General features: G+C 38.7%; 20 protein-coding genes. 11 read left to right on the top strand and 9 right to left on the bottom strand.

Features of this window, described 5'->3' with window-relative positions; all coding sequences use genetic code 11:
• Window positions 1–18 precede the first annotated feature (18 nt).
• The 4 genes from ruvX to rsmE form a co-directional block, all read right to left on the bottom strand.
• Window positions 19–438, bottom strand: a complete 420-nt coding sequence (gene ruvX / locus DK861_RS01455; protein WP_006534822.1) for a Holliday junction resolvase RuvX — start codon at window positions 436–438, stop codon at window positions 19–21.
• Window positions 438–1001 (bottom strand): YqgE/AlgH family protein, encoded by a 564-nt coding sequence (locus DK861_RS01450; protein WP_109399046.1) that lies wholly within the window; start codon window positions 999–1001, stop codon window positions 438–440. Before DK861_RS01450 ends, ruvX begins: the two co-directional genes overlap by 1 nt.
• A gap of 138 nt (window positions 1002–1139) precedes the next feature.
• Window positions 1140–2096, bottom strand: coding sequence for a glutathione synthase (gene gshB, locus DK861_RS01445; protein WP_023581014.1), 957 nt, complete (start codon window positions 2094–2096; stop codon window positions 1140–1142).
• Between the two features lie 10 nt (window positions 2097–2106).
• The gene (gene rsmE, locus DK861_RS01440; RefSeq protein WP_109399045.1) at window positions 2107–2838 is read right to left on the bottom strand and encodes a 16S rRNA (uracil(1498)-N(3))-methyltransferase; all 732 of its coding nucleotides are present in this window, start codon (window positions 2836–2838) and stop codon (window positions 2107–2109) included.
• Window positions 2839–3089: 251 nt separating this feature from the next.
• Here rsmE and DK861_RS01435 point away from each other — a divergent pair, with 251 nt between their 5' ends.
• Window positions 3090–3743: an A24 family peptidase gene (locus tag DK861_RS01435; RefSeq protein ID WP_109399044.1), complete on the top strand. Its 654-nt coding sequence runs from the start codon at window positions 3090–3092 to the stop codon at window positions 3741–3743.
• Window positions 3744–3850: 107 nt separating this feature from the next.
• Here the strand turns inward: DK861_RS01435 and DK861_RS01430 are convergent, their stop codons facing one another.
• Both DK861_RS01430 and DK861_RS01425 read right to left on the bottom strand, forming a co-directional pair.
• Complete coding sequence (locus DK861_RS01430) at window positions 3851–4519, bottom strand: DsbA family protein (RefSeq protein WP_109399043.1); 669 nt, start codon at window positions 4517–4519, stop codon at window positions 3851–3853.
• Window positions 4507–5379 (bottom strand): MBL fold metallo-hydrolase, encoded by an 873-nt coding sequence (locus DK861_RS01425; protein WP_109399042.1) that lies wholly within the window; start codon window positions 5377–5379, stop codon window positions 4507–4509. Before DK861_RS01425 ends, DK861_RS01430 begins: the two co-directional genes overlap by 13 nt.
• A gap of 105 nt (window positions 5380–5484) precedes the next feature.
• On the opposite strand from DK861_RS01425, the gene DK861_RS01420 reads away from it, so the two are divergent.
• Window positions 5485–6405 carry a LysR family transcriptional regulator gene (locus DK861_RS01420; protein ID WP_109399041.1) on the top strand — a complete coding sequence of 307 codons (921 nt, stop codon included), beginning with the start codon at window positions 5485–5487 and terminating at the stop codon, window positions 6403–6405.
• Here DK861_RS01420 and DK861_RS01415 read toward each other — a convergent pair.
• Entirely contained in the window at window positions 6382–7308 is a 927-nt protein-coding gene (locus DK861_RS01415) for a LysR family transcriptional regulator (RefSeq protein ID WP_109399040.1), read from the bottom strand. The genes DK861_RS01420 and DK861_RS01415 overlap by 24 nt on opposite strands.
• Window positions 7309–7420: 112 nt before the next feature.
• On the opposite strand from DK861_RS01415, the gene lysA reads away from it, so the two are divergent.
• Entirely contained in the window at window positions 7421–8662 is a 1242-nt protein-coding gene (gene lysA / locus DK861_RS01410) for a diaminopimelate decarboxylase (protein WP_109399039.1), read from the top strand.
• A 108-nt stretch (window positions 8663–8770) separates the two neighbouring features.
• Here lysA and fadE read toward each other — a convergent pair whose 3' ends face one another.
• Window positions 8771–11218: an acyl-CoA dehydrogenase FadE gene (gene fadE, locus DK861_RS01405; protein ID WP_109399038.1), complete on the bottom strand. Its 2448-nt coding sequence runs from the start codon at window positions 11216–11218 to the stop codon at window positions 8771–8773.
• Window positions 11219–11456: 238 nt separating this feature from the next.
• On the opposite strand from fadE, the gene lpcA reads away from it, so the two are divergent.
• Window positions 11457–12035, top strand: a complete 579-nt coding sequence (lpcA, locus tag DK861_RS01400; protein WP_006534804.1) for a D-sedoheptulose 7-phosphate isomerase — start codon at window positions 11457–11459, stop codon at window positions 12033–12035.
• A gap of 53 nt (window positions 12036–12088) precedes the next feature.
• A complete protein-coding gene (locus DK861_RS01395; RefSeq protein ID WP_109399037.1) occupies window positions 12089–12856 on the top strand; it encodes a class II glutamine amidotransferase in 768 nt (255 codons plus the stop codon).
• Here DK861_RS01395 and DK861_RS01390 read toward each other — a convergent pair.
• Complete coding sequence (locus DK861_RS01390) at window positions 12827–13594, bottom strand: murein L,D-transpeptidase family protein (RefSeq protein ID WP_109399036.1); 768 nt, start codon at window positions 13592–13594, stop codon at window positions 12827–12829. The two genes, DK861_RS01395 and DK861_RS01390, sit on opposite strands and share 30 nt — an antisense overlap.
• 415 nt (window positions 13595–14009) lie before the next feature.
• On the opposite strand from DK861_RS01390, the gene DK861_RS01385 reads away from it, so the two are divergent.
• From DK861_RS01385 to nqrF, 6 genes are read left to right on the top strand one after another with little or no spacing between them, the layout of a single operon-like run.
• Window positions 14010–15350, top strand: a complete 1341-nt coding sequence (locus DK861_RS01385) for a Na(+)-translocating NADH-quinone reductase subunit A (protein WP_072063527.1) — start codon at window positions 14010–14012, stop codon at window positions 15348–15350.
• Window positions 15351–15353: 3 nt separating this feature from the next.
• Entirely contained in the window at window positions 15354–16592 is a 1239-nt protein-coding gene (locus tag DK861_RS01380) for an NADH:ubiquinone reductase (Na(+)-transporting) subunit B (protein ID WP_109399035.1), read from the top strand.
• On the top strand, window positions 16585–17370 hold the full coding sequence (locus DK861_RS01375) for a Na(+)-translocating NADH-quinone reductase subunit C (protein WP_006534795.1): 786 nt from the start codon (window positions 16585–16587) through the stop codon (window positions 17368–17370). The genes DK861_RS01380 and DK861_RS01375 overlap by 8 nt, the downstream gene beginning before the upstream one ends.
• Window positions 17363–17992 (top strand): NADH:ubiquinone reductase (Na(+)-transporting) subunit D, encoded by a 630-nt coding sequence (locus DK861_RS01370; protein ID WP_004244801.1) that lies wholly within the window; start codon window positions 17363–17365, stop codon window positions 17990–17992. Before DK861_RS01375 ends, DK861_RS01370 begins: the two co-directional genes overlap by 8 nt.
• Window positions 17993–17997: 5 nt before the next feature.
• Window positions 17998–18594, top strand: coding sequence for an NADH:ubiquinone reductase (Na(+)-transporting) subunit E (gene nqrE, locus DK861_RS01365; protein WP_006534792.1), 597 nt, complete (start codon window positions 17998–18000; stop codon window positions 18592–18594).
• 16 nt (window positions 18595–18610) lie between these two features.
• Entirely contained in the window at window positions 18611–19837 is a 1227-nt protein-coding gene (nqrF, locus tag DK861_RS01360) for an NADH:ubiquinone reductase (Na(+)-transporting) subunit F (RefSeq protein ID WP_072063525.1), read from the top strand.
• The last annotated feature ends 36 nt before the right edge of the window (window positions 19838–19873 follow it).

The following is a 19873-nucleotide window of genomic DNA, read 5'->3' as shown; positions in this document are numbered from 1 at the left end:
TTACATGACTGGCACTTGTTAGCATTGTTGTTCAAACCAGCTTTCAAGAATAATAACGGCAGACGCTGCATCTACACTGCCTTTATCTAAGGAACGGTATCCACCTCGTTCAAAAAGATGAGCGCGAGCTTCTACGGTGCTAAGGCGTTCATCATGCAATGCAATTTGTACACCAAATCGACCATGAAGGCGATTAGCAAACTTTTTGGCTTGAGCTGTGACTAACTGTTCGGTGCCATCCATATTAAGAGGTAAGCCGACAACCACTAAGTCAGGTTGCCACTCTTTTATGATTTTTTCAATTTGAGCCCAATCAGGAATACCATCTTTTGCTTTAAATGAAGCTAAAGGTCTTGCTGTTCCTGTAATTTCTTGACCGATAGCGACGCCAATACTTTTAGTACCGAAATCGAATCCCATTACCGTTTTGTTTGACATTATGCGTGACCCGCTATCGGGGAAATGGTGTGGATATTAATTCCAATTAATTCAGCGGCTTTATGCCAACGTTCAGCAATAGGAGTATCAAAAATAATTTGAGGTGAGGCTTCAACGGTTAGCCAGCTATTTTCTAAAATTTCTTTTTCTAATTGGCCTTGTTCCCAACTAGAATAACCTAGAGAGACCAATGTTTTTTCTGGTTGTCTTGCTGTGCCCAAGGTTTCTAATACATCTTTGGATGTTGTGATCATGGTGCTATCACTGATTTTTATGCTAGAGCTAAAACCGGATATCGGAGTATGTAAAATAAAACCATGCTCTTCTGCAACTGGGCCTCCTGACATCACCGGTTTTTGTAAGCTAATCGCTTCGTCTCTGTCCGTTGAAAAAATTTCCAGTTGATCTAATACGCCTTCCACTGAGATATCTTCGATAGGTTTATTAATAATTAAGCCCATCGCACCGTTTTCATTATGTTCGCAAACATAGACGACCGAACGCTCAAATAACGGATCGCTCAATGAAGGCATAGCAATAAGAAAATGGTTAAGTAAATTCATAATAGTAATACTGTTCCCTGATTATTTTTAGTAAAAAACCTAGCCCTTTTATACATTGTATTTCTTAATGTACACCACTTATTTATATGTAGGGGCTAGGTTCAGACTTTTAAACCCTTTAATGAGAGTGTCTAAAAGTTAGTTTTTCTTGTTTAAGCGTACTTCAATCGCATCCATTAGCATGCCTGTTATAGATACATCAGGATAAGCCGCTTCAATTTCACGCGCACAAGTTGGGCTTGTGACGTTAATTTCAGTCAAGCGATCGCCAATAACATCTAAGCCAACAAAAATAAGGCCTTTTTGCTTAAGAATAGGTGCAACTTGACGGGCTATTGCCCAATCACTTTCTGTTAATGGACGTGCTTCACCTCGGCCACCAGCCGCTAAGTTGCCTCGTGTTTCACCTTTTGCAGGAATTCGAGCTAAGCAATAAGGCACAGGTTCGCCATCAACAACAAGAATACGTTTGTCGCCGTTAACAATTTCAGGTAGGAAATTTTGTGCCATACAAAAACGATGACCATGTTCGGTCAATGTTTCAATAATAACACCTACATTTGGATCATCTTTTTTCAAGCGGAAGATTGATGCTCCACCCATACCATCTAGTGGTTTGAAAATAACATCACCGTGTTTTTCATGGAAAGCACGTAAATGTTTAGCTTCACGAGTGACTAATGTGTCGGGTGTTAATGTTGGGAACCATGCAGTAAAGAGTTTTTCATTACAGTCACGTAAACTTTGAGGCTTATTAACTATCAGTGTTCCCATATCTTCAGCGCGTTCTAAAATATAGGTTGCGTAGATAAATTCGGTATCAAAAGGCGGATCTTTACGCATTAAAATGGTATCTAGTTCACCCAAAGCAATATCTTGCTCTTGACCAAACTCAAACCATTTTTCTGGGTTTTCTTCTACGCTGAGTAAACGAGTGTGAGCGCGTGCTTCACCTTGGTGTAGGTAAAGATCGTTCATCTCCATATAATGAATTTCCCAGCCACGACGTTGTGCTTCTAACAGCATGGCAAAGCTGGTGTCTTTTTTGATTTTGATGGATGAAATTGGGTCCATCACAATACCTAATTTAATCATTACTTCTCCTTTATCCCAGATCGCCGAACCGAACCTGTAAAGCGGTGATTGCGGTGAGTGCTGTTGTTTCAGTTCTTAATACACGAGGACCTAATAAAATATCAGTAAAATTGTGCTCTGCTGTCATAGCGATTTCTTCAGGGGAAAGTCCCCCCTCAGGGCCAATCAACAAGCGCACTTTTTTAACAGGTAAGGGTAAGGTATTAATACTTTGGTTAGCCCGAGGATGTAAATTGAGTTTTAAACTACCATCATCTTGAGCACACCATTCTTCTAATGACATCACTGGCATTAATTGTGGGATGCTATTTCTACCACATTGCTCGCATGCCGAGATAATAATTTTTTGCCATTGCTGATGTTTTTTCTCTAAACGGCTAGGGTCAAGTTTAACACCACAGCGTTCTGAGATCAGTGGTGTGATCGTATTAACCCCTAACTCAACTGATTTTTGAATAGTAAACTCCATTTTCTCGCCTCGTGAAAGCACTTGCCCTAAATGGAGGTCGAGAGGGGATTCTTTATCATCAACAATGCCTACATTAACTTGCACTGTGACTGACTTTTTTGTGCTTTCTATGATTTCAGCATCAAATACCTGATTTGAACCATCGAATAGAGCCAGTTTTTGCCCACTAGACATTCTTAATACACGCCCAACATGATTAGATGCTTCTTCACCTAATACTGTTTGAGTACCTGCTGTGAGTGGTTCTGGATGATAAATGCGAGGAATACGCATAACGTGAAACCCTTACGTAAAAGATGGTTAACCGTGATAAATAAAATATGTGATATGCATCATACGCATGACATTATGGCATGCAAGTTATCACTTTGCTTTTGTTGTTATTATAGCGTGGATCTTATTGCGTGTTTTGTCGCAAAATTTCATGTTTTCATCGTTATTATAAAGAAAATTCTCGGTATCAAATAAATCCTCTTATACAGTCATTTAACAAGGATAACGAGGTATCTAAGGAGTAGATATTTATGCCATTAAGCCGTTGTTGTTTTATAAAAATACCTTTACTTTCTTTTTTGCATGATTTTTTTGTTTTTATTAAGTTTTGTCTGCCTTTTTCACTATTATTTCTGTTACCTAAAACCCGCCGTAAACAACTTGCTATAAGCTATATTATTGTTTGTTTATATTGGTTTGTTTCAATTAATTCGCTTTCATTATTGATATTATTTTCTATATTAAGCTTTTATTTGTTAATACTCTCTTTCTTTGATGCGGACTATTTTCTTCTGCCTAATACATTGACTTATTGGTTAATATTTTTAGGGTTGTTGTGTAATTATACTGCATATGGATTAGTGCCTTTCGATCATGCTTTTTATGGTTTTTTAGGTGGTGTAGGGCTTTTTTATGGCATCTATCTGTGGGGATATTTTATCTGCCAAAAATGTGTTTTAGGTTTTGGTGATGTGAAATTATTTGGGGCTATTGGTGCATGGTGTGGATTAGAAAAGTTGCCCTATATTCTTTTATTAGGTTCTTTTTTAGGATTAAGTATTTATTGTGCAGTATTTATCACAACAAAAGATCGTATAGAAAAAGTGGCATTTGGTTCTTGCCTTTCATTTTCAACATTAATGGTATTAAGTTTCTACTTTTCGTCTTATCACTCCTTTAATTAATTGGTTTCAATCTTCTTGGTTAGAAAATTATAACAAGGCCACCAAAGAGTAAGAATAGAAATAAAGAAGGCAGTGTGCGGAAATTAATCAGCACACTGAAAAGGAGATCATAGATTTTCTGTTATAAATTGTTGCCAACGTTTTGTATCGCCTAAATATTTTTCAACTGGTATTAGGTGATAACCTTGAGCATCTTCAGTAAATAACGTAGGAAAACCGCGACCATTAACTTGAGCCATTAATTGCTGTGTCTGGCTTAAATGTTGTTGAATTTGTGTTTCACTAATTTCAGATAGTAAGGATGCAAATTGTTCAACATCAAAGCCAAGTTTTTTCACAATAAATAACAGTGTGTCTTTATCACTGATATTTAAGCCATCAAGGTAATAGGCTTCTTGTAGTGCTTTTAATAAATAAACATCTCGCTCTCCCATTCTTTCAGCAACAAGAATGGCTGAAATAGGTAGCAGTGAGTTTAATACCATTTCAGTGTTGCCAAGAGTGTCTCGGTATGCGTGACTAAAAACTTGACCTGATAACTGGCTAATACGTTCATCAATAGGTGTGACGTGCTCTTTCCACGATTGACCACCCGTTACGGCTCTTGCAGATGTGAATAACCCACCACCATGTAACTTAATGGAATTAGGAAATGCATTGCTTACGACGTCAATCAGAGGCGCAATGCCGTAGCACCAACCACACAGAGGATCATAAACATAGTGCAATATTTTCGTACCTTGGGTATTACCTGTATTGCTTGCTACTGAGGCCACTGCATCTCTCCTTTTAGTACTTTTGCACTAAGTTCTAGGCTTGATTTATCAGCTAAATTCTGATGATTTTTTTCCATAGCTGCAATAAATTCATCTGAATTTTTCGTCTTTTCAAGATTTTTCTCAGCTTCAATTAGGTAATTCATTGTAAAGTCAACAGCTTGTAGATTGTACGTTGCTTTTGGTAAATAGTGACCAGGAATAACCGTTTTTGGGGATAGTGATTTTATTTGTTGTAACGCACTAATCCAATGTTGGCGTTCTTCCACAGTTTGAGTGTCTGCCAGCCAAACATGAATATTTTCAGAAACTAAAACACCGCCCATTACTGCATTAAGTTTTGGAACATAAAGGTATGTTCTATCTGGAGATTGCCCGTCTAACCCTTTGACTGAAATGGTTTCACCTTCTAGAGGAAAACTATCACCTTTTAGTACTTCAGGAAGGATGATTTTCTGAGGCGCATTTTCTTTAAGTACAGGCCCCCAGTAGGCAAGTTTTCCTGCTTGAGTTTCATTAATGGCTTTAATTGTGGGTTCTGTAGCAATCACTTTGGCATTTGGAAATGCATCAGTAATGACATCTAACCCAAAATAAAAATCGGGATCAGAATGGCTGATATAGATATAAGTCAGGTTTTTTCCAGAGGCTTTTATCTTATCAACCAACGCTAGTGCATCATTTTTTTGAAACTGTGCATCAATTAAAACAGCATCTTTATCACCATAAATTATTTCAGATGAAACAGGAAAAACACTCGCTTCTCCTGGGTTATAAATATCTAATGTTAAATCAGTTGCTAGTGTTGATGTTGCGAAGAACGCAGTAGTTGCAAGTGTTAAAGGCAGTAATTTTTTCATCTTTTGTTTTCTCCATAATGTTGTTGCTGACTATAATATGTTGCATAAAACAAGAGAAAAACCCTATTTTAGGCAATTAATTGTTGCGTAAATCGAGCAAATAGAATGGATAAAATAAAAGCATCAGAAGTGTTTGTAACCATTGTGAAACAAGGAAGCATGATAAAAGCGGCTGATTATCTAGGTATGTCTAGAGCCATGGTGACGCGTTATTTAAATGAAATGGAAGAGTGGGCTGGCGTGCGCTTATTGCATAGAACAACACGTAAACAAAGCTTAACATCAGTTGGTGAAATGGTTTATGAGCAGAGTTTACAGCTATTAGAAATGGCTGAACGTATTCCTGCCAATATTCCGAAAGAACGTCATCAAATTAGTGGGCTTGTTCGTATTACCAGTTCACAATCGTTAGCAAATAGTATTTTGTCAGTGGCGATATGTGAGTTTATGCAACGTTATCCTTTAATTGCGGTTGATTTACAAATTACTAATCAAACCGTGAATTTGGTGGAAGAGCGTATTGATATTGCCTTACGTATTACCAATCATCTTGAACCTAATTTAATCGCACGCTCACTAGCGACATGTCTTTCGGTGGTGTGTGCTCATAAAGATTACTTAGCAAAAAAAGGTATACCTCAAACGCCAGATGAACTGGCTCAGCATCAATGTTTAACTTACCGATTTTTTGGTCGTAGTTTGTGGGAGTTTAATTTGGGGGATGAACGTTATTCTGTGCCTGTTGGCGGTAATTTAAGTGCAAATGAATCGGTTGTTTTATTGCAAGCCACGTTAAAAGGAGCGGGCATATCGCTACAACCTTATTATTCTGCCAAACCTTATCTTGATAATGGAGACTTAGAACAAGTCTTGTCTGACTATCAAGCTCAACCCATGGGAATTTATGCGGTTTTAGCGAGCCGGCAAAATATGCCTGCTGCTGTTAGAGCATTGTTGGATTTCTTAGTTGAATGGTTTTCATCATCATCTTATTGGTTCGCTTTATCGGGCAAAAGCTTGAGTTAGTTGTTTGGGGTAATCTGATAATGCCTCTTTCATTACATCAATAAAATAGGAAACAAGTTGTGATGAAGGGCGATGTGATGGAGTAATTAAGCTGATGGTAAAGGGGATAGAAAAACTTAAAGGACGAAGACAAATAGATTTATCTATGTAATCAAGTGCGGTGATAGGGTTAACTATTGAAATGCCGATATTCTCGCTTACCATGCCACAAATAGAGGCTGCACTTTGCGTTTCCATCACGAGTTGTCGCCCAATTCCATCTTTAATAAATACGGTGTCAATTAATTGTCGGTAGCTATCATTGGCAGACAAGCTAATAAAGCGCTGACTTTGAAAATCCGCAGGGTATAACAATCGCTTTTTACATAATGGGTGAGATTTAGGTAACACAGCGACTTCATTGAGTGTAAGTATGGTTTCTTGTTGAGTTCCTGCTGGTGTTTGTGTGTGTTCAGTCAATCCTAAATCATAATGTTGAGCGGATAACCACTCTTCTAATAAAGGGGATTCTTGAGGAACGATGGTCAAGTTGACATCAGGATATGTATCTAGAAATTGTCGACATATTGAAGGTAATAATGATTGAGCAAATGCGGGCAAGCAGGTGATATTCAATTCTGCTTGGTTAAAATAGCGAATGTTTTCAGCTGCGTTAATTATTCTATCTAAGCCATAATAAGAACGTTGTACTTCCTCAAAAAAGCGTAATCCTTCAGTCGTGGGTTGTAAACGGCCTTTTATTCTATCAAATAATTTAAATGCTAATAGATGCTCGAGACGAGATAACTCTCTACTGACAGTGGGTTGTGATGTTTTTAGTAACTCTGCAGCTTCAGTAAGATTTTGAGTAGTCATCACAGCATGAAAAATTTCAATATGCCGCCAATTAAAAGGAGTTTTCATGGCCTATTCCTATATCATAAATGAATAGAGTGTAGCTTATTTGATATTTTTATTCCCTTTTAAGTTAATAAATAATGATTTTATTCACCAGTGACTTTTATGAGTAGATAACATGACAACATCAATAACTATGGCTCAATACCAATTAGCACAAACTTATGGAACGCCATTATGGATTTATCAAGGCGATACAATTTCTCAGCGTATTGCTCAGCTTAACTCTTTTGATGTGGTTCGTTTTGCTCAAAAAGCATGTTCCAATATTCATATCTTACGTTTAATGAAAGCACAGGGTGTGAAAGTTGATTCTGTTTCATTAGGGGAGATTGAGCGTGCTTTAGTTGCGGGTTATCAAGGTGGTAGAGAAAAAAGTGAGATTGTTTTTACGGCTGATTTACTTGATGAAAGAACCATTGAACGTGTTGTTGAATTAGATATTCCTGTTAATGCAGGCTCTATTGATATGCTTCGTCAATTAGGTAAACGCAATCAAGGGCATGCGGTTTGGATAAGAATTAACCCCGGATTTGGGCATGGTCATAGCCAAAAAACCAATACTGGTGGTGAAAACAGTAAGCATGGTATTTGGTATGAAGATGTGCCTGAAGCGTTAGCAGTGATCCAACAATACAATCTAACTCTAGTTGGTTTTCATATGCATATTGGTTCTGGTGTTGATTATCAACATCTTTCTAGTGTCTGTGATGCGATGGTAGAGCAAGTGCTTACCTCTCAAGTTGATATTCAAGCTATTTCGGCAGGAGGCGGATTATCAACGCCTTATCAAGAAGGGGATGCGACGGTCGATTTGGATCACTATTTTTCTTTATGGGATAAGGCTCGCCAACGTATTGCACAACATTTAGGGCATTCAATTGAGTTAGAAATTGAGCCGGGGCGTTTCTTAGTGGCTGAATCAGGTGTATTGATTTCACAAGTGAGAGCCGTTAAATCAATGGGAAGTCGTCATTATGTGCTGGTGGATGCTGGATTTAGTGATTTAATGCGCCCAGCAATGTATGGCAGTTATCATCAAATTTCAGTTTTAGATAGCCATGGTCAAATTAAACCAATGACAGAATTACAAGAAACGATTGTGGCAGGTCCTTTGTGTGAGTCTGGAGATGTTTTTACTCAGCAAGAGGGAGGTATGGTTGTTCCTCGTTTATTGCCTCAAGCACAGGTAGGTGATTATTTAGTGATTCATGATACAGGGGCTTATGGTGCTTCAATGTCATCAAATTATAATAGTCGACCACTTATTCCTGAAGTATTGATAACAGAGGGTGTTCCTCAATTAATTCGTCGTCGCCAAACAATAGAAGAGTTATTAGCATTAGAGTTAGATCTTTAATTCATTTTTTGCTTCTCAATAATTTGGTTTGGATAAAAACACCTCATGACTAAAAGTGATGAGGTGTTTGTGTTTTATCAGTGGAGATATTTCCCTTTATATCTGTTGTTAAGCAGCTTTGTCTGTTTTGATTAGGTCAGTTTTCGGCTTTTTTGCAGGCACCGCCAATGCATCAAAGTCAAATTCATCAACATTGATACTCCGTAAGCGACTCTGCTCTGCTTTGCGTAAGATATCAGCTTCTTCTTGAGTTACTCTTTTATCAGCCAGTGCTTTGTCTGCTAATTTATCTAATTGAGTAAAACTGAATTTTTTCTCGTAGAGGCGACAAATGCGGTCGAAAATAGGTTCTGCTGCCAAAATATCAAGCAATGCTTCTTCCATTAAACCATGTGGATTATGTTCACTTGGTGTTAAGAATTGGCCTCTACCAATACGATCGCGAGTTTCAGATGGTTGTTGAATAATTTGAGCCACTTTACTGTCTAGTTTATCGGATGGCAGTTTTTGCGCTTTACCTAGAGGGAAAATAATAGCGCGCATAGTACCTGCAATCATTCGGCTCGGGAAATTACGTAACAGTTCATCAATTGCATTTTCAGCTTGGTATAGACACTCTTTCACACTCCAATGCACTAATGGCAAATCGGCAGTATGACGACCTTCATCTTCATAGCGTTTTAAGACCGCAGAAGCGAGGAAGATATGGCTTAAAATATCACCCAAACGAGCAGAAATACGCTCACGACGTTTTAAACTTCCACCTAAAACTCCCATTGAAACATCAGATAATAGCGCCATATTGGCACTCAAACGGTTAATTTGTTGATAATAACGACGGGTTTCATCATTAGTGGGTGAATGACTTAATCGACCATTAGTGATACCTAACCACAAACTACGCAGGGTATTACTTACCACATGACCGATATGGCCAAATAAAGCACGGTCAAAATCATGTAGGTTATTATCTCGTGCGGCTGCAATTTCATCTAATACATAAGGATGGCAACGGATAGCACCTTGACCATAAATTATCATACTACGAGTTAAAATATTGGCACCTTCAACAGTGATTGCAATAGGGGAACCTTGGTAAGAGCGAGCAACAAAGTTTGAAGGGCCAAGGCAGATCCCTTTACCACCAACAATATCCATTGCGTCGATAATGCCTCGTTGCGCTCTATGAGTACAATGATATTTGACTATGGCGGATAATACGGCAGGTTTTTCACCTAACATGATACCTGTGGTAATTAAAGTGGATGCAGCATCTAACAGATAAGCATTTCCAGCAAGGCGAGCTAATGGCTCTTCAATACCTTCCATTTTACCAATAGGAATTTTAAATTGACGACGGACACGAGAATAAGCCCCTGTTGCCATTGCTGCACTTTTTAATCCACCAGTAGAGTTTGATGGTAATGTTATGCCACGTCCAACAGAGAGACATTCCACTAGCATTCTCCACCCTTGCCCTGCCATTTTTGGTCCACCAATAATGTAATCGATAGGAACAAAAACATCTTTACCGCGAGTCGGTCCATTCATAAATGGCACGTTTAATGGGAAATGACGATGACCGATTTCAACACCTTTGACATCAGTTGGAATTAACGCGCAGGTAATACCTGGATTTTCGTCATTGCTTAATAGATGGTCAGGATCACGCAATTTAAACGCTAGTCCTAATACGGTCGCGATAGGCGCAAGCGTGATATAACGTTTATTCCAATTTAAGCGAATACCTAATATTTGCTCACCTTGCCATTCACCCATACAGACAACGCCACTGTCAGGGATAGCACCAGCATCAGAACCCGCTTCAGGGCTTGTTAAGGCAAAGCAAGGAATTTCATCCCCTTTGGCTAAACCAGGTAAATAGCGTTTTTTCTGTTCATCAGTACCGTAGTGTTGTAATAGTTCACCAGGGCCTAAGGAGTTAGGTACACCGACTGTGATGGCTAAAATACCAGATACCCCAGCTAATTTTTGCAATACACGAGATTGTGCATAGGCAGAAAACTCTAATCCGCCGTACTCCTTTTTAATGATCATCGCAAAGAAGCGATTATCTTTGAGGTATTGCCAAATTTCAGGAGGTAAGTCAGCGAGTTCATGAGTGATCTCAAAGTCATTTGTCATGCGACAAACTTCTTCTACTGGACCATCAAGAAAAGCTTGTTCTTCAGCCGTTAGTTGTGGTTTAGGGTAATTATGAAGTTGTTTCCAATCTGGAGTACCACGGAAAAGTTCACCTTCCCACCATGTTGTTCCTGCATCAATGGCTTCTTGTTCTGTTTTAGACATAGAAGGCATGACTTTTTGAAATGCTTTAAGTGCGGGTACTGAGATATAGGCTCTACGAATAGAAGGGATAGTAAAGGGTAATAAAACCAATGCAACTGGAAGGAGTAACCAGTAACTCCAAATATTGGTGAGACCCATAACTAATGTATAAGCAATAAGCGCGAAACTACTTACTGCGATACTGAATTTGCGATAACTAAGTACGCCAATAAGAACAATAAAAAGTACGATACTGAGTAGTGTCATAATAAACTCCTGCATTTACCAAGAGATCAGAGGTCAGACCTGTTGTTTGTTATTTAGATCTAATTCAGTCACTAACTTTTATCAATATATTTACATTCTAATTACAATATAGCTCACAATTTATTCGTAAATGAGAGAAGTTAGCATTTGTCGATCATAGGTATCTTCTTTCATGACATTTAATCCGTTACACTGAGAAACAGAAAATTTCGATTACCCTTTCTGGAGTAAAAATCCTATGTACCAAGATCTTATCCGTGGTGAGTTAACAGAAGCAGCAGATACCCTTTCTCGCTTTCTTCAAGATGATGCAAACATTGAAGCTATTCAAAAAGCGGCTGTATTATTAGCAGATTCTTTTAAAGCTGGTGGCAAAGTATTATCTTGTGGTAATGGTGGTTCTCATTGTGACGCCATGCACTTTGCAGAAGAATTAACTGGACGTTACCGCGAAAATCGCCCTGGCTATCCTGCTATTGCTATCTCAGATGTAAGCCATATTTCATGTGTAAGTAATGATTTTGGCTATGAATATATCTTCTCTCGTTATGTTGAAGCTGTGGGTAAAGAAGGTGACGTTCTGCTAGGTATTTCAACCTCAGGTAATTCAGGCAATATCATCAAAGCAATTAGTGCTGCACGTGAAAAAGGCATGAAAGTCATTACTCTGACAGGTAAAGACGGTGGCAAAATGGACGGTACAGCGGATATTGAAATTCGCGTTCCTCATTTTGGTTATGCTGATCGCATTCAAGAAATCCATATCAAAGTTATCCATATTCTGATCCAATTAATTGAAAAAGAAATGGAAAAATAATTTGTTGATATTGCTATAAATTAGCAATAAACATCGGCAAGAAGGAGTGAGCGATGTGTGAATTGTTAGGCATGAGTGCAAATGTACCGACAGATATTAATTTCAGTCTAAGTGGGTTAATTCCAAGAGGGGGCAAAACAGGGCCTCATAAAGATGGTTGGGGAATTACTTTCTACGAAGGATTAGGATGCCGTACATTTAAAGATCCTCAAGCTAGCGCAATTTCGCCAGTCGCTCGCTTCGTGCAAGAATATCCAATTAAATCAGAGGCAGTGGTCGCTCATATTCGTCAAGCGAATCGAGGGAATGTCTCTTTAGAAAATACCCATCCTTTTACCCGTGAATTATGGGGAAAAAATTGGACTTATGCGCATAATGGTCAACTAAAAGGTTATCAATCTCTTGAAACAGGGCGCTTTAGAGCCATCGGTCAAACAGACAGTGAAAAAGCTTTTTGCTGGATCTTAAATCAGCTCGAGAATCGTTATAAACGAACCCCTGTGAATTGGCCTGCTGTATTTCGTTTTATCGCTGTTTTAGCCTCTCAATTAAAGCAAAAAGGGGTTTTTAATATGCTGTTGTCAGATGGCCGATTTGTAATGGCATATTGTTCAACGAATTTACACTGGATCACACGTAAAGCGCCTTTCGGCAAAGCCAAATTACTTGATCAAGATGTAGAAATCGATTTCCAGCAACACACACAATCCGATGATGTTGTTTCTGTTATTTCAACATTACCATTAACTGGAAATGAGTCTTGGCAGCGTATTCCAGCAGGTGAGTTTGTCTTATTTGATCGTGGTGTTCGTATTCTGTAACCATCTGTTTTCACTATTTTGCGATAAGTTAATTACAGGGTTTACACTACTAGGTGAAGCCAAAGTGCTATTAACGAAATAACGCCCATCTTGAACAGTAATAGTTGGGATTTGTTTGTATGCTTCAACATATTGGTAGGCAGGCATAAGTTGTTGCCAAAAATCCATATCTTTTGAATACTGGTGTTTTTTCATATTTTCAGCAGTCATTTTAAATGGAAAAATATGAATGTTAATCGTAGATTGACCTCTTTGTAGCGCCAATTCAGCATACTGATAAATTTCATCCATCACAGGATCTGTCATTGCATAGCAACCTACTGATTTACATGCACCGTGGATCATTAAAAAATCGCCAGTGTATCCTTTTGATTTATCATATTGATTAGGAAATCCTAGGTTGATAGCTCGGTAAAATCGACTGTTCGGATTTAATTGTGAGAAATTAACCTGATAAAAGCCCTCAGGGCTTTTTAAATCACCTTGAAACTTTTTAGGTCCAAGACCTCCAGAATAGCTACAAATAGGGTAGGTACGTACTTTTTCTAATTGTCCATCTAATTTTTCCGTATACAGTTCAAGTAAACTTTCTTCTTTGAAAATCTGAATATAGATGGGCTGACCTGTACTTTTTTTAACAGGTTTCATTAGAAAACTTAAACTGTTATCGGCGTTAACTAATAAGGAAATTAACATTAATGTTAAAAAACTGATTAGTTGTTTTGCGTGACTGGTCATGGTTTTATCAGAAAAATAGCTTAAAATTTGTTGATAAAGTAGATCGTAGATTGCTATGAAGCAATAAATTTGTAAATTAAAATCTGATATAGTTTCTTTTCTTTTACAAAATATTCTGTATGAAATTTAATCGCTAGTCGAAAAAGATGATATTTTAATTCGGTTTATACGAGTTGTTAACGTTTCAGTCAAAATAATATTCCCATTTGCTTGAGCTAAATCACTCGAATAGTCAGACAGGTTCAGGCTGAGATGATAAAATTCAGTTCGGCGGAATAAGAGAAAATAGTAACAATTATCGGAGATAAATAACTTAGGGTTCAAAAACACCTTAAGATGTTTTTATTACAGAGTCGCTACATTTTCGGGGTGAATTTGTAGCTTAGGGTTTAACTGATAAACTTGTGCAAATCTTATGATTAAAATTAAAAAAGGACTCGACCTCCCAATTGCAGGAGCGCCTGCCCAAGTGATAGAAGACGGACCCGCGATTCGACGCGTAGCATTGCTAGGTGAAGAATATGTCGGTATGCGTCCTTCTATGATGGTTTCGGAAGGTGAGCATGTAAAAAAAGGGCAAATTCTTTTTGAAGATAAAAAGAATGCCGGTGTTGTTTTCACCAGCCCAGCTTGTGGTAAAGTCGTTGAAATTAACCGCGGCGAGCGCCGTGTGTTCCAATCTATCGTTATCGAAATTGATGGCGATGAAGAAATCACCTTTAACCGTTATGATAGCTCAACGCTTTCAGACCTGACCCGCGAACAAGTCGAAACTAACCTTGTTAATTCGGGAATGTGGACTGCGTTAAGGACACGTCCTTATAGTCGTACTCCGCATTTAGGCACAACACCTGTCGCCATTTTTGTCTCTGCGATGGATACCAATCCACTAGCAGCCGATCCTATGGTTATTATAGAGCAAAATGAGAAGGCATTTAATGATGGCCTTGTTGTTTTAACTCGTTTAACTGAAGGTAAAGTCTATGTTTGTCATGGTGAAAAATCGCCGACAAAATTAAATGACGGACAAATTAGCTATAACCAATTTGCAGGCCCACATCCTGCAGGATTAGTCGGTACTCATATCCATTTCTTAGAACCTGTGAGTACTAAGAAAATGGTTTGGCATTTAAATTATCAAGATGTCATTGCTATTGGTTATCTGTTTACAACAGGTTCTTTATATACAGAACGTGTTGTTGCATTAGCAGGCCCTCAAGTAAAAGCACCTCGTTTAGTGCGTACTTGTTTAGGGGCTGATCTCTATGAGTTAACGAAAGATCAATTAGTTGATGGTGAGAATCGCATTATTTCAGGCTCTGTATTATGGGGATGGAAATCTGATAAGGCTCATCACTATTTAGGTCGTTTCCATAACCAAGTTTCTGTATTGCGTGAAGGTCGTGATAAAGAGTTATTTGGTTGGGGTATGCCAGGTAGCGATAAATTTTCTATCACGCGTACAACTATCGGTCACTTCTTAAAAAATAAACGCTTTGCATTTACAACCACAATGAATGGTGGTGAACGTTCGATGGTACCAATTGGTAACTATGAGCGAGTGATGCCTTTAGACATTATGGCAACGCATTTATTACGTGATTTAATTGTAGGTGATACTGACAGTTCTCAAGCTTTAGGTTGTTTGGAATTGGATGAAGAAGATTTGGGATTATGTACTTATGTTTGCCCAAGCAAATATGAGTATGGCCCAGCACTGCGCCAAGTATTGACCAAAATTGAGCAGGAAGGGTAACTCATGGGTTTGAAAAATTTATTTGAAAAAGTAGAGCACCATTTTGAGCCCGGTGGCAAATTAGCAAAATGGTATGTGCTTTATGAAGCAGTTACCACGGTATTTTATACGCCAGGTACTGTCACGCGTAATGGTGGTCATGTTCGTGACACTATTGACCTAAAACGCATGATGATCTTAGTTTGGTTGTCCGTTTTCCCAGCAATGTTTTGGGGAATGTATAATGTCGGTCATCAAGCGATCCCTGCACTTAATCAGTTATATAGCGGTGTTGAATTACAGCAAATAATTGCTTCAGATTGGCACTATCGTCTTGCTGAATTCCTCGGCGCATCATTAACAACAGATGCTGGATGGGCAAGTAAGATGCTACTTGGTGCAACTTACTTTTTACCTATTTATCTTGTTGTTTTTGTGGTTGGTGGATTTTGGGAAGTTCTTTTTGCCTTTATTCGTGGTCATGAAATTAACGAAGGTTTCTTTGTTACATCAATCTTATTTGCCTTGATCGTACCGCCAACATTACCACTTTGGCAGGCTGCATTAGGTATTACGTTTGGTGTGGTTATTGCGAAAGAAATCTTTGGTGGTACAGGACGTAACTTCTTAAACCCAGCATTAGCAGGTCGTGCATTCCTGTTCTTTGCATATCCGGCTCAAATTTCAGGTGATCTAGTTTGGACTGCGGCAGATGGCTTCTCTGGTGCGACACCATTATCACAATGGTCTGTATCGGGTGAAAGTGCATTATTAAATACCGTCACTCAACAACCTATCTCTTGGATGGATGCTTTCCTTGGAAATATTCCAGGATCGATCGGTGAAGTTTCAACATTGATGATTTTAATCGGCGGTGCTGTCATTCTTTTTGCCCGAATTGCTTCATGGCGTATTGTTGCTGGGGTAATGGTGGGCATGATTGTAATGTCATACCTATTTAATTTTATCGGTTCAGATACCAATCCTCTCTTCTCAATGCCTTGGCACTGGCACTTAGTATTAGGTGGTTTTGCTTTCGGTATGATGTTTATGGCAACAGATCCAGTATCTGCATCGTTTACCGATAAAGGTAAATGGGCATACGGTATTTTGATTGGCGTAATGGCTGTGCTTATTCGTGTCGTCAATCCGGCTTACCCAGAAGGTATGATGCTGGCAATCTTATTCGCAAACTTATTTGCACCACTGTTCGATTACGTGGTTGTTCAGGCGAATATTAAGCGGAGAAAAGCTCGTGGCTAAAGAGAAAAACAAAGATAGCGTCGCAAGAACGTTCCTCGTTGTATTTATTCTATGTCTTGTGTGTTCTGTGGTAGTAGCAGGAGCTGCTGTTGGGCTTAAGTCTAAACAAGAAGAACAGAAACTTCTTGATAAACAACGTAATATTCTTGATGTTGCGGGTCTGCTCGTACCGAAAATGAGTGCGACAGATGTACTGAAAGTGTATGACACTCGAATTAAAGCAAAAATTGTTAATTTTCAGACAGGTGAGCTGACTGATAGTAAAGGCAATTTTGATTTAAATGCTGAATTACGTAGCGATGAAACATCTATTGCGTTATCGCCAGCTGAAGATATTGCTAAAATTCGTCGTCGTGCCAATACCGCTGAAGTTTACTTCGTTCTCGATGCTCAAGGTAAAACAACGGAAGTTGTGCTACCTGTATATGGTTCAGGTTTATGGTCTGTCATGTACGCTTTCGTAGCTGTAGATATTGATGGAGTAACAGCGAAAGGGATTACTTATTATTCACATGGTGAAACACCAGGGTTAGGCGGTGAAGTCGATAACCCACAGTGGAAAGCACAATGGAAAGGTAAGCGTTTACTGACTGAAGAAGGTATTCCCGCGATTAAGATTGTGCGTGGTGGCGCATCTGACAGTCCTTATGGTATTGATGGGCTTTCTGGAGCAACATTGACCTCAAATGGTATCCAGCATATGTTCGATTTCTGGTTAGGTGAAAAAGGTTTCGGCCCATTCCTGAAAAAAGTTCGTGAAGGAGAGATCAATGGCTGATACAAAAGAAATTAAACGAGTTTTACTTGGGCCATTGTTAGATAACAACCCGATTGCCTTACAGGTGTTAGGTGTGTGTTCTGCATTGGCGGTAACAACAAAACTTGAAACTGCATTAGTGATGACAATTGCGGTGACTTTAGTTACTGCATTTTCAAACTTTTTTATCTCACTAATCCGTAATTACATACCAAGTAGTGTTCGTATTATTGTTCAAATGGCGATTATTGCTTCATTAGTTATCGTTGTTGACCAAGTTTTACAAGCTTATGCCTATGAGATTTCTAAGCAACTCTCTGTTTTTGTTGGTCTTATCATTACTAACTGTATTGTAATGGGGCGTGCTGAAGCTTATGCAATGAAATCGCCTCCTATTGAAAGTTTTATGGATGGTATTGGTAACGGCTTAGGCTATGGCGTTATCTTGATCCTTGTTGGTTTTTTACGTGAGCTCTTTGGTTCAGGTAAATTATTCGGCATTACCGTGATGGAATCTATTCAGAATGGTGGCTGGTATCAGCCTAATGGTTTATTCCTGTTAGCTCCAAGTGCATTCTTTATCATTGGCTTGCTAATTTGGGGATTACGTACATTAAAACCTGCACAGGTTGAAGAGGACTAATCGCCATGGAACATTATATAAGCCTGTTTGTTCGTGCTGTTTTTATTGAGAATATGGCGCTCGCATTCTTCTTAGGGATGTGTACATTTCTCGCTGTTTCTAAAAATGTAAAAACAGCTTTTGGATTAGGTATCGCTGTTACCGTTGTTCTAGGTCTTTCTGTACCGTTGAATAACTTGGTTTACAACTATGTGTTACGTGATAATGCATTAATGGAAGGTGTTGATTTAAGTTTCTTAAACTTTATCACTTTCATAGGTGTGATTGCGGCACTGGTACAAATCCTAGAAATGATTTTAGATCGTTATTTCCCAGCGCTGTATAACGCACTAGGGATCTTCTTGCCACTTATTACCGTTAACTGCGCCATCTTCGGTGGTGTGTCATTTATGGCACAACGTGACTATAACTTTAGCGAGTCTATTGTTTATGGTTTCGGTTCCGGAATTGGTTGGATGTTAGCCATCGTATTACTGGCTTCTATCCGTGAGAAAATGAAGTACGCGGATGTACCGGCAGGTATGAAAGGGTTAGGCGTTACTTTTGTCACCACAGGGTTGATGGCATTAGGTTTCATGTCCTTCTCTGGTGTTCAGCTATAAAGGGTGAGAAGAACTCATGGATATAATTATTCTAGGTGTCGTGATGTTTACCCTGATTGTATTGGTATTAACAGCGTTGATTTTGTTCGCAAAATCAAAACTGGTCAATACAGGGGATATTTCTGTTGAGGTCAATGGAGACCCAGACAAAAGTTTTAATGCACCAGCAGGTGATAAATTACTTAACGTATTATCAAATGAAGGTATTTTTATTTCATCAGCTTGCGGTGGTGGTGGCTCTTGTGGTCAGTGTCGCGTTAAAGTGCTGGAAGGTGGTGGTGATATTTTACCGACAGAACTTTCACATATTAACAAACGTGAAGCTAAAGAAGGTTGTCGTTTAGCGTGTCAGGTAAACGTAAAAAATAACCTGAAATTAGAATTACCAGAAGAAATCTTTGGTGTTAAAAAGTGGGAATGTGAAGTTATCTCAAATGATAATAAAGCCACTTTCATTAAAGAATTAGTGTTAAAAATTCCTGAAGGTGAGGTTGTACCTTTCCGTGCTGGTGGATTTATTCAAATCGAATGTCCTCCTCATACGGTACGTTATGAAGATTTTGATGTACCAGAAGAGTATCGTGAAGATTGGGATAAATTTAATTTGTTCCGTTATGTTTCTGAAGTAAAAGAAACCACAGTACGTGCTTATTCAATGGCAAACTACCCTGAAGAGCATGGCATTATCATGTTAAACGTGCGTATTGCAACACCTCCGCCACGTAATCCTGACGTACCACCAGGAATTATGTCATCGTATATTTGGTCGTTAAAACCGGGTGATAAGGTGACAATTTCAGGGCCATTTGGTGAATTCTTCGCTAAAGAAACTGATGCAGAGATGATCTTTATTGGTGGTGGTGCAGGTATGGCACCAATGCGCTCACACATTTTTGATCAGTTAAAACGCTTACATTCTAAACGTAAAATCAGCTTCTGGTATGGTGCTCGTTCTGTGCGTGAAATGTTCTACACTGAAGACTTCGATATGCTTGCAAAAGAAAACGAAAACTTCACATGGCATGTCGCACTTTCAGACGCCTTACCTGAAGATAACTGGACGGGATATACTGGATTTATTCACAATGTGTTGTTTGAGAATTACCTCAAAAATCATCCAGCACCAGAAGATTGTGAATTCTATATGTGTGGACCGCCAGTGATGAACGCAGCTGTTATTAAAATGCTCAAAGATTTAGGCGTTGAAGATGAAAACATTATGCTGGATGACTTTGGCGGTTGATCCTAACCTCCGATCAAGCATAAATGAATGAAATGA

The sequence above is a fragment of the Proteus sp. TJ1640 genome, assembly GCF_003144445.1.
Taxonomy (GTDB): Bacteria; Pseudomonadota; Gammaproteobacteria; order Enterobacterales; family Enterobacteriaceae; genus Proteus; species Proteus penneri.
This window is presented reverse-complemented; position numbering and strand designations above follow the sequence as displayed.